The organism is Streptomyces sp. NPDC054961, from assembly GCF_053609145.1.
The window spans coordinates 1-12,877 of the sequence record NZ_JBSGWY010000027.1; the positions used below are offsets into that span (position 1 = coordinate 1).

General features: G+C 73.1%; 15 protein-coding genes. 8 read left to right on the top strand and 7 right to left on the bottom strand.

The window, feature by feature from the left end:
- Nucleotides 1–300 precede the first annotated feature (300 nt).
- The 6 genes from ACWF9Z_RS23125 to ACWF9Z_RS23150 all read left to right on the top strand — a co-directional run bounded on the left by ACWF9Z_RS23125 (nt 301) and on the right by ACWF9Z_RS23150 (nt 4,439).
- Nucleotides 301–1,239: a hypothetical protein gene (locus tag ACWF9Z_RS23125; protein WP_453604772.1), complete on the top strand. Its 939-nt coding sequence runs from the start codon at nt 301–303 to the stop codon at nt 1,237–1,239.
- A gap of 236 nt (nt 1,240–1,475) precedes the next feature.
- Nucleotides 1,476–2,147 (top strand): ABC transporter ATP-binding protein, encoded by a 672-nt coding sequence (locus tag ACWF9Z_RS23130; protein WP_453604938.1) that lies wholly within the window; start codon nt 1,476–1,478, stop codon nt 2,145–2,147.
- Nucleotides 2,144–3,415: an ABC transporter permease gene (locus ACWF9Z_RS23135; protein WP_453604774.1), complete on the top strand. Its 1,272-nt coding sequence runs from the start codon at nt 2,144–2,146 to the stop codon at nt 3,413–3,415. The genes ACWF9Z_RS23130 and ACWF9Z_RS23135 overlap by 4 nt, the downstream gene beginning before the upstream one ends.
- 42 nt (nt 3,416–3,457) lie before the next feature.
- A complete protein-coding gene (locus ACWF9Z_RS23140) occupies nt 3,458–3,856 on the top strand; it encodes a hypothetical protein (protein ID WP_453604775.1) in 399 nt (132 codons plus the stop codon).
- Nucleotides 3,853–3,996, top strand: a complete 144-nt coding sequence (locus tag ACWF9Z_RS23145; RefSeq protein ID WP_453604776.1) for a hypothetical protein — start codon at nt 3,853–3,855, stop codon at nt 3,994–3,996. Before ACWF9Z_RS23140 ends, ACWF9Z_RS23145 begins: the two co-directional genes overlap by 4 nt.
- A complete protein-coding gene (locus ACWF9Z_RS23150; RefSeq protein ID WP_453604777.1) occupies nt 3,990–4,439 on the top strand; it encodes a DNA-binding protein in 450 nt (149 codons plus the stop codon). Before ACWF9Z_RS23145 ends, ACWF9Z_RS23150 begins: the two co-directional genes overlap by 7 nt.
- 197 nt (nt 4,440–4,636) lie before the next feature.
- Here ACWF9Z_RS23150 and ACWF9Z_RS23155 read toward each other — a convergent pair whose 3' ends face one another.
- Nucleotides 4,637–5,920, bottom strand: coding sequence for a geranylgeranyl reductase family protein (locus ACWF9Z_RS23155; protein WP_453604779.1), 1,284 nt, complete (start codon nt 5,918–5,920; stop codon nt 4,637–4,639).
- A 60-nt stretch (nt 5,921–5,980) separates the two neighbouring features.
- Between ACWF9Z_RS23155 and ACWF9Z_RS23160 the strand changes: the two genes are divergently transcribed.
- On the top strand, nt 5,981–6,574 hold the full coding sequence (locus ACWF9Z_RS23160) for a GNAT family N-acetyltransferase (protein WP_453604781.1): 594 nt from the start codon (nt 5,981–5,983) through the stop codon (nt 6,572–6,574).
- Between the two features lie 62 nt (nt 6,575–6,636).
- On the opposite strand, the gene ACWF9Z_RS23165 is transcribed toward ACWF9Z_RS23160, so the two are convergent.
- The 6 genes from ACWF9Z_RS23165 to ACWF9Z_RS23190 all read right to left on the bottom strand — a co-directional run bounded on the left by ACWF9Z_RS23165 (nt 6,637) and on the right by ACWF9Z_RS23190 (nt 12,204).
- Nucleotides 6,637–7,548: a glutaminase gene (locus tag ACWF9Z_RS23165; RefSeq protein WP_453604783.1), complete on the bottom strand. Its 912-nt coding sequence runs from the start codon at nt 7,546–7,548 to the stop codon at nt 6,637–6,639.
- A gap of 14 nt (nt 7,549–7,562) precedes the next feature.
- The gene (locus ACWF9Z_RS23170) at nt 7,563–8,255 is read right to left on the bottom strand and encodes a demethylmenaquinone methyltransferase (RefSeq protein ID WP_453604785.1); all 693 of its coding nucleotides are present in this window, start codon (nt 8,253–8,255) and stop codon (nt 7,563–7,565) included.
- A 166-nt stretch (nt 8,256–8,421) separates the two neighbouring features.
- Nucleotides 8,422–9,075, bottom strand: coding sequence for an imidazolonepropionase-like domain-containing protein (locus ACWF9Z_RS23175; RefSeq protein WP_453604787.1), 654 nt, complete (start codon nt 9,073–9,075; stop codon nt 8,422–8,424).
- Nucleotides 9,076–9,082: 7 nt separating this feature from the next.
- Nucleotides 9,083–10,282, bottom strand: a complete 1,200-nt coding sequence (mqnC, locus tag ACWF9Z_RS23180) for a cyclic dehypoxanthinyl futalosine synthase (protein WP_453604940.1) — start codon at nt 10,280–10,282, stop codon at nt 9,083–9,085.
- Nucleotides 10,283–10,367: 85 nt separating this feature from the next.
- Nucleotides 10,368–11,120: a prepilin peptidase gene (locus ACWF9Z_RS23185; protein WP_453604789.1), complete on the bottom strand. Its 753-nt coding sequence runs from the start codon at nt 11,118–11,120 to the stop codon at nt 10,368–10,370.
- 220 nt (nt 11,121–11,340) lie between these two features.
- Nucleotides 11,341–12,204 (bottom strand): menaquinone biosynthetic enzyme MqnA/MqnD family protein, encoded by an 864-nt coding sequence (locus ACWF9Z_RS23190; RefSeq protein ID WP_453604790.1) that lies wholly within the window; start codon nt 12,202–12,204, stop codon nt 11,341–11,343.
- A 237-nt stretch (nt 12,205–12,441) separates the two neighbouring features.
- Here ACWF9Z_RS23190 and ACWF9Z_RS23195 point away from each other — a divergent pair, with 237 nt between their 5' ends.
- A complete protein-coding gene (locus tag ACWF9Z_RS23195) occupies nt 12,442–12,645 on the top strand; it encodes a cold-shock protein (RefSeq protein WP_112451444.1) in 204 nt (67 codons plus the stop codon).
- The last annotated feature ends 232 nt before the right edge of the window (nt 12,646–12,877 follow it).

Genomic DNA, 12,877 nt, shown 5'->3' on the forward strand with positions numbered 1-12,877 from the left:
CTGGGCCTGTCATTGTTTTTAAATCGCCCGGGGGCGGGCGGGGGGGCCGCCGCGGGGGCCGGCGCCGGGGCCGGGCCGAGCGGCGCCGCCGACCCGGGAGGCCGGGGCTCCGCCGAGTCCGGGGGCACCGGAATTTCCGGGGCCACGGGGAGCCTTGGCGGCACGGGCAGCCTCGGGGGCACGGGCAGCCTCGGGGGCACGGGCAGCCTCGGGGGCACGGGGAGCGCCGGAGGCGCGGCACGCTCCGGGGCCACGGCCACGGCCACGGCTACGGCTACGGCCACGGGCACGGCCGCGGCCATGGCGGGCGCGGGCGGCTCCGGCTCGGGGACCGGCGGCTTCGCGGGCTCGGGGGTCGGCACGGGGGTGTACGCGGGCGGGTACGCCGGGATCGCGGGGACCGCCGGGACCGCCGGAGCCCCCGCGGGTCCGGGTGTCCGGATCGCCGCGGCCAAGGCGGGACCCGGCGGGCCCGGCGGGGCCGGTGGCTCGGCGGACGCCGGGGCTCGGCGGGCCCTCGACCGGGCCCGGCAGTCGCTCGTCGAGGCACGGGCCGCGCTCGCGGTGGCCGAGGCCGCCGACGGGCCGATGCTGCCCGCCGCCGAGACGGTGTTCCTCGGAGGTTTCCCCGCACGCGTCAGCGCGGTCACCGCACGGATCGGTGCCCCCGTGTCCGGGCCGGTGCTGACCCTGTCCGCCGGTGAACTCGTCGTGGAGGCCTACCTGAAGGACGACCGGAAGCAGCTGCTGCGCGCCGGGATGACGGTGGTGATCTCCTCGGAGCTCGCGGGCAGCGACGCCCGGGCCAAGGTGGCGGCGGTCGCCACCGAACGGTCGAGCGCCCAGCCCTCGGGACCGCAGCAGGGCCCGGCCCCGGGCCAGGTCTCCGGCGGCGGAGCCAGTGGCGGTGGCGGTGGAGCCGATCTCGGCTACCGGATGGTCGTCCGACCCGACCAGCCGTTGCCCGCCTCCTTCGCCGGACAGGACGTACGGCTCACCATCGAGTCGGCCGCCACCGACGGCGAGGCCCTCGTCGTCCCGGTCACCGCGGTCTCCGCGGGCGCGGACGGCCGGACCGTCGTCACGGCCGTGGCCGCCGACGGCGCGCAGCGGCGCGTCGAGGTCCGCACCGGCACCAGCGGCGACGGCTTCGTGGCCGTCACCCCGGTGGAGCCGGGCTCCCTCGCCCCCGGCACCAGGGTGGTCACCGGCGTCGCCCGCAAGGAAACCCCCGGATGAGGTTCCGCGTCCGCCGGCCCGGCCCCCCACCGGAGGACGCCGCCGGAGGCGTCGGTGCCGGAGTCTTCGGTGCCGGAACCGCCGCTGCTGGAGACGTCGGCGCTGGAGGCGTCGGCACAGGAAGCGCCAGTGCCTGCGACGCCGATGCCGGTGCCGGAGACGTCGTTGCAGGAAGCGCCGATGCCGGAACCGCCGGCGCCTGCGACGCCGGTGCCAAAACCACCGGTGCCTGCGACATCAACGTGCCCGTCATCGAGTTCCAGGGAGTCGGGCTCGTCTATCCCGGACCGCCGCCCGTCGAGGCGCTGCGGGGGTGCGAGCTGGTCGTGCGGCGCGGGGAGTTCGTGACCGTCGTCGGGCCGTCCGGGTCCGGGAAGTCCACCTTCCTCAACGTGGCCGGGCTGCTCGATGCGCCCACCGCCGGCCGCTACCTGCTCGACGGCATCGACACCGCCCCGTTGCCGGACCGCGAGCGCACCGCCCTGCGCGGGCGCCGGATCGGCTTCGTCTTCCAGTCCTTCCACCTGCTGCCCCACCGCTCGGCCCTGGAGAACGTCACCCTCGCCATGCTCTACACCGAAGTGCCGCATCGCGAGCGCCTCGTCCGGGCCCGCGAGGCCCTCGGCCAGGTCGGGCTCGGGCACCGGGCCGACGCCGTCCCCGGGCGGCTCTCCGGCGGCGAACGCCAGCGCGTCGCCATCGCCCGCGCCCTCGTGGGGCGCCCCTCGCTGCTGCTCTGCGACGAGCCGACCGGAAACCTCGACTCAGCCAACGCCGCCTCCGTACTCGCCCTGCTCGACGCGCTGCACGGCGCGGGCCTGACCGTGCTCGTGATCACCCACGATCCCGAGGTGGCCCGGCGCGGGCAGCGGACCGTGACCATCCGCGACGGGCGGCTGGACGCGTGAAGCCCTTCTCCCGCTCCGCCCCCGCCTCCGCCTCCGCCTCCGCCCCCCGCCGCCCCCGCATCGCGCGCACGCGGCTCTCCGTGCGCGACGCCCTCGGCGAGGCCGTCGCCGGGATGCTGCGCCGGCCCGGGCGGACCGTCCTGACCGCGCTCGGAACCGTGCTCGGCGTGGGGAGTTTCGTCGCCGTCCTCGGACTGACCGCCACCCTCTCCTCGCAGATCGACGGCCGCTTCAACTCCCTCACCGCCACCGAGGTGACCGTGGAGGACATCGCCGCCCGCCAGGACCCCTTCGCCGCCCCCGGCTTCCCCGCCGACGCCGAGCGGCGGCTGCGCCAGGTCGCCGGGATCGAGCACGCCGGGGTGCTGTGGACGGTCCGCCTGGACCCCTCGGCCACGCTCGGCTCGCTCCCCTCCGGCGGCACCCGCGCCACCGGCACCCCCGTCGTCGCCGCCTCCCCGGGGGCGGTGGCCGCCCTCGCGCCGACCCTGCAGCAGGGCAGGCTCTACGACGACTTCGCGGAGCGGAGCCACCAGCGCGTGGTGGTCATCGGGAGCGGGGTCGCGGAGCGCCTCGGCATCACCACCCTCGCGACCCGCCCCGCCCTGTACATCGGTCAGGAGCCGTTCACCGTCGCCGGGATCGTCTCCGACGTGCGCAGGCGGCCCGAGCACCTGCTCTCGGTCCTCGTCCCCCGGGCCACCGCCGAGGAGATGTGGGGCCCGCCGGAGCCGGGCGCGGCGAGCATGCTGATCTCCACCCGTCTCGGGGCCGCCCGCCAGGTCGCCGCCCTCGCCCCGCTGGCCCTGCGCCCCGACCACCCCGATCACCTGAAGGCCGTCCCGCCGCCGGACCCGCGGATGCTGCGCTCCGGCGTCGGCTCCGACCTGAGCGCCCTGTTCCTGCTGCTGGCCGGGATCTGCCTGGTCATCGGCGCGGTCGGGATCGCCAACACCACGCTGGTCGCGGTCCTGGAGCGGACGGCCGAGATCGGGCTGCGGCGGGCGCTGGGGGCGCGCGGGCGGCACGTGGCGGCGCAGTTCCTCACCGAGTCCGCCGCACTGGGGGCGCTGGGCGGCCTGGTGGGAACCTCCCTCGGCGAACTCACCGTCGTCGCCGTGTCCCTGGTCCGGGACTGGACCCCGGTGATCCATCCGGTGACGGTCGCCGCCGCCCCGCTCGTCGGGCTGCTGACCGGCCTGCTCGCGGGGGTCCATCCCGCCTGGCGGGCATCCCGTATCGAACCGGCCGAAGCCCTGCGAAGATAGGTCCGGCGAGCCCGCCCGAGTCCCGCCAGAAGGTGGTGATCCGTGATCACCAGGCCGTCCGACGAAGCCTCCGGCCCCGACCGCGGCCCCGGCCACGGCGCCCAGACCGCCGACCCCACGTCCCTCCCGGCCGCCGGGGGTCTCGGTCTGCTGTCCCTGGGCGGCTGGCTGCTGACCACCTCGCGCCCGTGGCAGAAGCCCGGTTCGCCGCTCACGCTCACCCTCGACTGGACGGCCTCGGCGACGCTGCTGCTCTGCGGTCTGCTGCTCATGGCCCGCTGCGTCCGAACCGTCCACCGCCCGTCCGCGGCCCCGCACGCGGCCCCGTACGCCGGCCCCCGCGCCATCCCCCGACAGCCGAGCGACCCGGACGGCGGCCCTCCCGGCCCTCCCGGCCCGTCCGGTCCACCCGCCACACCCGCGCGGCAGACGGACCGGTGACCTCACGAGGCGCCGTCGTGGCCGAAGCCCTGGAGGAATGGCTCGCCGCGCAGAAGCTCCGCGAGGTCGTGACCGCCGACCGCAAGGCGTTCGGCCCCGTCTCCGCCGAAGCGCGGCGGCAGGCGGAGCAGGAGTGGTAAGCAAGCGCCTCAAGATCAAGGCGAAGAGCGAGGGCACGCTCGTCCTGGACGCCCAAGGACTTTCGCTGCACGTCGACGGTGACGAGGGGATGCGTGCGCGCATCGAGGTCGCTGAGCAGAGCGGTCGGCGCGTGGCGCTGTCCGCACTGACTCCCTTGGAGGTGCGCCGAACAGGAGAAGCCGCCAGGCGACTCCAGTTCCTGCTGTCCCGGTTCGACGTGAAACCGGTCAACGACGTGGTGACAGCCGCCGCAGCGAAGCTGCTGGACGCCTCGGGCCTTGACGGACACGAATGCCTCGTGGACGCACTCGTGGTCGCCACGGCCGCGCTGTGCACTCCCCCGGTACTACTCGTCACTTCCGACAAGTCGCGCATCCCAGCGCTGTGCAAGGCCGCCGGGGAGCTTCCCGGCTCACCGAAGGTGAAGACCGTGAACGTCTGACGGTAAAACCGCCGCGAGCCGGGGGGGGGGGGGGGGGGGCGCCGGGGCGGGGGGGGCGGGTGGGGGGTGGTGGGGCGGGCGCGGGGGGGCGGGCGCCCCCGCTCTCCCACTTTTGTGAGAGAGTGTTCGTCAGCTACCACACGCGGCGCGGGGGGGGGGCCCGCGGCGCCCCGCCCCCCCCCCCCGGTCTTGAATGATCAGGCTTTTGGAGCCACCTTCGAGAGGCCGTTGATGACGCGGTCCATCGCGTCGCCGCCCGTCGGGTCGGTGAGGTTCGCCAGCATCTTCAGGGTGAACTTCATCAGCACCGGGTGGGACAGGCCGCGCTGGGCGGCGACCTTCATGATCTTCGGGTTGCCGATGAGCTTCACGAACGCGCGGCCCAGCGTGTAGTAGCCGCCGTAGGTCTCCTTGAGGACCTTCGGGTAGCTGTGCAGGGTCAGTTCGCGCAGCGCGGGCGTGGCCCGGGAGTGGGCCTGGACGATGACGTCGGCGGCGATCTGGCCGGATTCCATCGCGTAGGCGATGCCCTCGCCGTTGAACGGGTTGACGAGACCGCCCGCGTCACCGACGAGCAGCAGGCCCTTGGTGTAGTGCGGCTGCCGGTTGAAGGCCATCGGCAGGGCCGCACCGCGGATCGGCTGCGTCATGTTCTCGGGGGTGTAGCCCCAGTCCTCCGGCATGGACGCGCACCAGGCCTTCAGGACCTCGCGCCAGTCCAGCTCCCTGAAGGCGGAGGAGGAGTTGAGGATGCCGAGGCCGACGTTGGAGGTGCCGTCGCCCATGCCGAAGATCCAGCCGTAGCCGGGCAGCAGGCGGTCCTGCGCACCGCGCCGGTCCCACAGCTCCAGCCAGGACTCCAGGTAGTCGTCGTCGTGCCGGGGCGAGGTGAAGTACGTACGGACGGCCACGCCCATCGGGCGGTCCTCGCGGCGGTGCAGGCCCATCGCGAGGGAGAGGCGCGAGGAGTTGCCGTCGGCCGCGACGACCAGCGGGGCGCTGAAGGTGACCGGGGTCTTCTCCTCGCCCAGCTTGGCCCGCACGCCCGTGATGTGGCCGGTACGGGGGTCGCGGACGGGCTCGCCGACGTTGCAGCGCTCGTAGAGGCGGGCGCCGGCCTTCTGCGCCTGGCGGGCCAGGGTCTCGTCGAAGTCGTCGCGCTTGCGGACGAGACCGTAGTCGGGGAAGGAGGCGAGTTCCGGCCAGTCCAGCTGGAGCCGCTGGCCGCCGCCGATGATCCGCAGGCCCTTGTTGCGGAGCCAGCCGGCCTCTTCGGAGATGTCGATGCCCATGGACACCAGCTGCTTCGTGGCGCGCGGGGTCAGGCCGTCGCCGCAGACCTTCTCGCGCGGGAACGCCGTCTTCTCCAGGAGCAGGACGTCGAGTCCGGCCTTGGCCAGGTAGTAGGCGGTGGTCGAGCCGGCGGGCCCGGCCCCGACGACGATCACATCCGCGGAGTGCTCGGAGAGGGGCTCGGTCACGGCGGGGTCTCCCGGAAGGCTCGTAATGGGGTGCCGGGGGGCACCAGACGTGTGCAGTCTATGCAGCGAGAGAGATCGCGAATCGAAGGGCTGCCCACTGTGACCACCTCGCCGACCCGGCCGCTCCCCGTCGTCCAGCTCCGTGTGCCCACGGACGAGGACGCGCACGCGTGGTACCGGATCTTCAACGACCGTGACGTCATGGAGTTCCTCGGGGGGCCGGCCGAGCCGTCCCTGTACGAGGAGATCACCGCGCGGCAGCGGATGCACGACGCCCGTCTCGGCTTCTGCCTGTGGACGCTGCTGGACGCCGACGGGGAGGTCATCGGCTTCGCCGGGGCCCAGCCGTGGCCGGCGGAGAAGGGGTGGGGGCCGGTCGGCGAGATCGAGATCGGCTGGCGGCTCGGCCGTGCGGCGTGGGGCCGGGGGTACGCGTACGCGGCCGCGCTGGCGACCGTGGAGCGGCTCCGGGAGGCCGGGCTGTCGCACGTGGTCGCGATGATCGACGCCCGCAACGCCCGGTCGGTGGCGGTCGCGGAGCGCCTGGGCATGACCCTGGCGGAGGAGTTCCCCAACCCGGCGGGCGCCCCGAGCCGGCGCTACGAACTGACGCTGCCGCACGTGCCGGCGGCCCTGCCGGCGCCGCGGGCGTAGGAGCGGGACGGGACGCCCGGCGGCCCCCGGGGCCGCCGGGCGCGAGGCGTCAGAAGGACACGTCAGAAGACGGAGAGCCCCGTCAGGGTCGTGAACCGGTCCAGTGCCGCCACCGCCGCCACCGAGTTGCCCTGCGGGTCGAGCCCCGGGCTCCACGCGGCGAGCGTGCACGCGCCCGGGACCACCGCGACGATCCCGCCGCCCACACCGCTCTTGCCCGGCAGGCCGACCCGGTAGGCGAACTCCCCCGCCGCGTCGTACGTCCCGCACGTGAGCATGACCGCGTTGATCTGCTTCGCCTCACTGCGCGTCAGCAGCCGCGTGCCGTCCGCGCGCAGCCCGTGGCGGGCCAGGAAGCGGCCCGCGCGGGCGAGGTCGGCGCAGCTCATCTCGATCGAGCACTGCCAGAAGTAGTGGTCGAGGAGCGCCGGCACCGGGTTGTCGATGTTCCCGTACGAGGCCATGAAGTGGGCCACGGCCGCGTTGCGGTCCCCGTGCTCGTGCTCGGAGGCGGCGACCTCCGCGTCGAAGGCGAGGTCCGGGTTGCCGCTCTCCTCGCGGAGGAAGCCGAGCAGTTCGCTGCTCGCGTCGCCCGTCAGGGTCAGCAGCCGGTCGGTGACGACGAGCGCGCCCGCGTTGATGAAGGGGTTGCGCGGGATGCCGTTCTCGTACTCCAGCTGCACCAGGGAGTTGAAGGGGTTGCCGGAGGGTTCCCGGCCCACCCGCTCCCACAGGCTGTCGCCGCCCTCGGCGAGCGCGAGCGCCAGCGCGAAGACCTTGGTGATGGACTGGGCGGAGAACGGGGTCTGCCAGTCCCCGACCCCGAAGACGTTGCCGTCGAGGTCGGCGATGGCCATGCCGAACTGCCGGGGGTCCACGGACGCCAGCGCCGGGATGTACTCGGCGGGGGTGCCGGCGCCCACGAGCGGGGCGATGTCGGTGGCGACCTGCTCCAGCAGCGCTTGGTAGTCCATCGCCGTGGCCCGTCCTACCGCTTGACGCCGCGGTGCAGCGCCACGATGCCGCCGCTCAGGTTGCGCCAGGCCACCTGGGACCAGCCGGCCTTCTGGAGCAGCGCTGCCAGCTCCGGCTGGTCGGGCCAGGCGCGGATGGAGTCGGCGAGGTACACGTACGCGTCGGGGTTGGAGGAGACCGCCCGGGCCACCGGCGGCATCGCGCGCATCAGGTACTCGGTGTACACGGTCCGGAAGGGGGCCCAGGTGGGCTGCGAGAACTCGCAGATCACGACCTGGCCGCCGGGCTTGGTGACCCGGTACAGCTCGCGCAGGGCGGCGTCGGTGTCCTGGACGTTGCGCAGCCCGAAGGAGATCGTGACGCTGTCGAAGACCCCGTCCTTGAACGGCAGCTTCGTCGCGTCTCCGGCGGTCAGCGGGAGCCAGGGGTTGCGCTTCTTGCCCTCGCGGAGCATGCCGAGGGAGAAGTCGCAGGGGACGACGTACGCGCCGGTCGCGGCGAAGGGCAGCGAGGACGTGGCCGTGCCGGCGGCCAGGTCGAGGACCTTGTGGCCGGGGCGCGCGCCGACCGCCTTGGCGACCTCCTTGCGCCACAGGCGGGCCTGCCCGAGGGAGAGGACGTCGTTGGTGAGGTCGTAGTTCGCCGCCACACCGTCGAACATGGAGGCGACTTCGTGCGGCTGCTTGTCCAGGGAAGCGCTGGTCACTGGCATTGGCCCCTCGGGTGCGGTGCGAATGGTTCGGCGTGGTCCTGCGGGGTGCGCGGTGGTCCTGCGGGACGGTGGTCCCGCGGGGCGCGCGGTGCTCCGGCACGGATCCCGGCGGGATCCGGCGGATACCGGGCCATTCTCGCAGGCCGTCCCGGGGTCCCGCTCAGCGGCGGCGGTGCAGCAGCCTGCCGCCGATGACCGTGGCCACGCAGGTGGTCGGACCCTGCTCCAGGAGCTCCGCCGGACCGGCCACGGCGAAGGCCGCGAACCGGGCCGGTGCGCCCGGCTCCAGGATCCCGTGGAAGGCCTGCTCCGCCGTGTCCCGCCCGGCGAACGGGTCCAGGCGGGCGGGGCCCTCGTAGGGGGCGGGCGGCAGGACGGCGAGCCCGGAGCGGACCACCGCCGTCCGCACGGCGGGGCTGGTGAACCGGCCGGTCACGGCCACCACTCCGCGCGCCAGGAGCTTCTGCGTGCCGCGCCGGGCGCTGTTGCCCCAGCGCGGCTCGGTCATCTTCAGGGCGGCCAGCGCCTCGGGGCCGCTGATCGGTCCGGTGCCGAGCTCGGCGGTCTCGTACGGGTCGTCCGGGTAGTACGTGCGCTCCAGCAGCTCGTCGCCGCCGCGCACCAGCAGCCCGGGGGTCAGCACCCCGGGCCAGCGGCGGGCCCGCGCGTGCGGGTAGGCCGCGGCGAGCTCCTCGTACGGGCCCACGCTCGCGATCCGGTCGCCCTCGACCAGGACCGCGCCGCCGGGCAGCGGCGCGGAGCCGCTCCCGGCGGGGCCGGTGACGAGGAGGCCGGCGGTGTGGATCGTCAGCACCGGCGCGTCAGTTCGAGGAGATGAGCTTCAGCTCGGGGTGGGCCGTGCCGCCCTCGATGGCGGTGGAGGAGATGTGCGAGACGACGCGGTCGTCGACCGGGTCGTTCGCCGGGTCGTCGTGCACGAGGAGGTGCTCGTACGTCGTCGCGCGCTGCGCCGGGACGCGGCCCGCCTTGCGGATCAGGTCGATGATCTCCATGCGGTTGGAGCGGTGCTTGGCACCGGCCGAGGAGACGACGTTCTCCTCCAGCATGATCGAGCCGAGGTCGTCGGCGCCGTAGTGCAGGGAGAGCTGGCCCGCCTCCTTGCCGACGGTGAGCCAGGAGCCCTGGATGTGGGCGATGTTGTCGAGGAAGAGCCGTGCGACGGCGATCATGCGCAGGTACTCGAAGACGGTCGCCTGGGTACGGCCCTTGAGGCGGTTGTTCTCGGGCTGGTAGGTGTACGGGATGAAGGCGCGGAAGCCGCCCGTACGGTCCTGGGTGTCCCGGATCATCGCGATGTGCTCGATGCGCTCGGCGTTGGTCTCGCCGGTGCCCATCAGCATGGTGGAGGTGGATTCCACGCCCAGCGCGTGGGCGATCTCCATGATCTCCAGCCAGCGCTCGCCGGACTCCTTGAGCGGGGCGATCGCCTTGCGCGGCCGCTCCGGCAGCAGTTCGGCGCCGGCGCCCGCGAAGGAGTCGAGGCCGGCCGCGTGGATGCGGCTGATGGCCTCTTCGGCCGAGACGCCGGAGATGCGGGCCATGTGGTCGATCTCGGAGGCGCCGAGGGAGTGGATGACCAGCTGGGGGTAGGCCTTCTTGATGGCGGAGAAGTGGTGCTCGTAGTACTCCACGCCGAAGTCCGGGTGGTGGCCGCCCTGGAACATGATCTGGGTGCCGCCGAGTTCGACGGTCTCCGCGCAGCGGCGCAGGATGTCGTCGAGGTCGCGGGTCCAGCCCTTGTCCGTGTCCTTGGGGGCCGCGTAGAAGGCGCAGAACTTGCACGCCGTCACACACACGTTGGTGTAGTTGATGTTCCGCTCGATGATGTACGTCGCGATGTGCTCGGTACCGGCGTAGCGGAGTCGGCGCGCGGCGTCGGCGGCCTGGCCGAGCGCGTGCAGCGGCGCGTGGCGGTAGAGGTCGAGCGCCTCTTCCTTCGTGATCCGGCCCCCAGCGGCGGCGCGGTCGAGGACAGACTGGAGATCGGCCTGGTCGGTCACCGGGGCGTCACCTTTCGGCTGTGTCATTCGGCTTGTGTCAAGGGTCCGGACCGATCCAGCCTACGGCAGCGGCCGCGGCCGCCTCTCAGAGGCCCGCTCCCGCGCCGAGGGCGAGGCCCGCGTAGAGCACCCCGACGAGCGCTCCGCCCGCCATGAAGGGGCCGAAGGGGATCGGGGTGGCGCGGCCGGCGCGGCGCAGGACCATCAGGGCGAGGCCGTGGACGGCTCCCGCGAGGAAGGCCGTGAAGGTGCCGGCGAACAGGACGGGCCACCCGTACCAGCCGAGGATCTGGCCGACGGCGAGGGCGAGCTTGACGTCGCCGAAGCCCATGCCGCGCGGGCTGATGAGGAAGAGCAGGCCGTAGCAGCCGCCGAGGACGAGCCCGCCGAGCAGCGCGCGCCGCCAGGAGCCGCCGGCGCCGGGAACGAGGGAGGCCGCGCCGAGCGCGAGGGCCGTCGCGGCGGCGAGCGGGAGGGTCAGCACGTCGGGGAGCCGGTGCACGGCTCCGTCGACGAGGCAGAGCAGGACGACGACCGGCGCGAGCAGCAGCCAGGCGAACAGTTCGGGACGCCCGCCGACCCCGGCCCCGAGGGCGAGGCAGACGAGGGCGGTGAGCAGGACGGCCGCCCCGGCGGGCGCGAAGACGTCCGCGCACCGGGGGCAGGTCCCGCGGCCCAGCCAGCCGCGGGCCGGGCCCGTCAGGGGGTGACCGGAGGGACAGGAGGAGCGCCACGGGCTGTCCGGTTCGACGGAGAGGCGGTAGGCGACGCGCGGAACGAACAGTCCGGTCGCCGCGCCCCAGAGCGCGACCCCCGCCACGAGCGCCGTGACGCCCATGGGTTCCACCCCCTTCAGCCACCCGCCCCGCACCCCTCGCCCCGGCCCGCGACGGAGGAGTCGGCACGGTAGCAGCGGCTTCCGTACGCCTCAAGGAGTCCGGAGAGCCTGGGGAAACGGTCCGCCGGGACCGGCCCGGAAAGGAAAAGGGAACACATTCCCACCCAAGGGGACATTCGCCTTTCCGGGATTAAGGAAAGGCGCACGGCCATAAGCCTCGCTAATACCCTGCCGCTTCGACCGCCAGAAGCTCCACGGCCACATCCGGCGCATAGCCGGTCGTCTCTCCCGTGCGCCTCGCGAATTCACGTACGCCGGCCAGCTGCTCCGAGCCGAAGCGGAAGTCGAGCGTCGTGAAGTAGCGCTCCAGGAGTTCCGCGTCGAAGGCCTCCCAGCGGGCCGCCTGCTCGGCGACCTTGGTGACTTCCTCCAAGGACACGTCCCGGGAGGCGAGGAAGGCTTCGTGGACCTTGCGGACGACGTCCGGTTCGCGCTTCAGGTAGTCCTTGCGGGCGGCCCAGACGGCGAAGACGAAGGGCAGTCCGGTCCACTCCTTCCACATCTCCCCGAGGTCGTGCACGGCGAGCCCGAGCCGGGGCGCGTCGTGCAGCGAGGCGCGCAGCGCCGCGTCCCCGATCAGTACCGCCGCGTCCGCCTCCTGCATCATCAGCCCCAGGTCCGGGGGGCAGGTGTAGTAGTCGGGACGCACCCCGTACTGCTCGGTGAGCAGCAGCTGGGCGAGGCGTACGGACGTTCGCGAGGTGGATCCGAGGGCGACGCGGGCTCCGTCCAGCTGGTCCAGGGGCACCTGGGAGACGATCACGCAGGACATGACGGGGCCGTCGCAGCCGACCGCGAGGTCGGGGAAGGCGACGAGCTCGTCGGCGTTGCGGAGGAACTCCACGAGGGTGATCGGACCGATGTCCAGGCCGCCCTGGACGAGGCTCGCGCTGAGCTTCTCCGGGGTGTCCTTGGTCAGCTCCAGGTCCAGCAGCGTGCCGGTTCTCGCCAGCCCCCAGTAGAGGGGCAGGCAGTTCAGGAACTGAATGTGGCCGACACGGGGCCGGCTGCGATAGGCGTCCACATCGCGAGACTAGCCCCCCTGTCTCCGTCAGCCGTCTGGCGGGTCTCAAACGTCCGAGTGACGTGATCTTTCCCTCTGGTCTCGGCCGCGGGGTGCGTGCTAGGCTCGACGCAAGTTGCAGTTTGGTTTCCCTTGCAGTACGAGGCCTGCGGAGAATGTGACCCGCAGGCTTTTGTAGTTTTCAGACTTCTTAGCAGGTTCTGGAGCAGGGCGACCCTTTGGCCCATAGGAGGGCTCATGGCTACCGGAACCGTCAAGTGGTTCAACGCTGAAAAGGGCTTCGGCTTCATCGCCCAGGACGGCGGCGGCCCGGATGTCTTCGTCCACTACTCCGCGATCAACGCCGCCGGCTTCCGCTCCCTTGAGGAGAACCAGCTGGTGAACTTCGACGTCACCCAGGGTCCGAAGGGCCCGCAGGCGGAGAACGTCACCCCGGCCTAGTCGCCTGGGCCAACCGGTCGCGGTTGGAAAACGCAGTACCCAAGGAGCCCTGTCTTCCCCGCGCGAGCGGGGTCGACGGGGCTCCTGCCTTTGCCCTGGCCGGGTCGTTGGGGGTGGTCTGCGGCGAATGGGGGGGGGGCGCCGGCGGCGGGGGGCGCGTGGCGTTTAAAAAAAAACCAACCCCCCAAAACACCAAAGATAGGGGGTTGGGGGGGGGGGGTGTGTGATGGGG

Coding starts and splice junctions, on each gene's coding strand:
- ACWF9Z_RS23185 (WP_453604789.1), bottom strand. CDS start 11,120: ATGGGCGTCACGGCGCTCGTGGCGGGGGTCGCGCTCTGGGGCGCGGCG.
- ACWF9Z_RS23160 (WP_453604781.1), top strand. CDS start 5,981: ATGCAGCGAGAGAGATCGCGAATCGAAGGGCTGCCCACTGTGACCACC.
- ACWF9Z_RS23125 (WP_453604772.1), top strand. CDS start 301: ATGGCGGGCGCGGGCGGCTCCGGCTCGGGGACCGGCGGCTTCGCGGGC.
- ACWF9Z_RS23165 (WP_453604783.1), bottom strand. CDS start 7,548: ATGGACTACCAAGCGCTGCTGGAGCAGGTCGCCACCGACATCGCCCCG.
- ACWF9Z_RS23195 (WP_112451444.1), top strand. CDS start 12,442: ATGGCTACCGGAACCGTCAAGTGGTTCAACGCTGAAAAGGGCTTCGGC.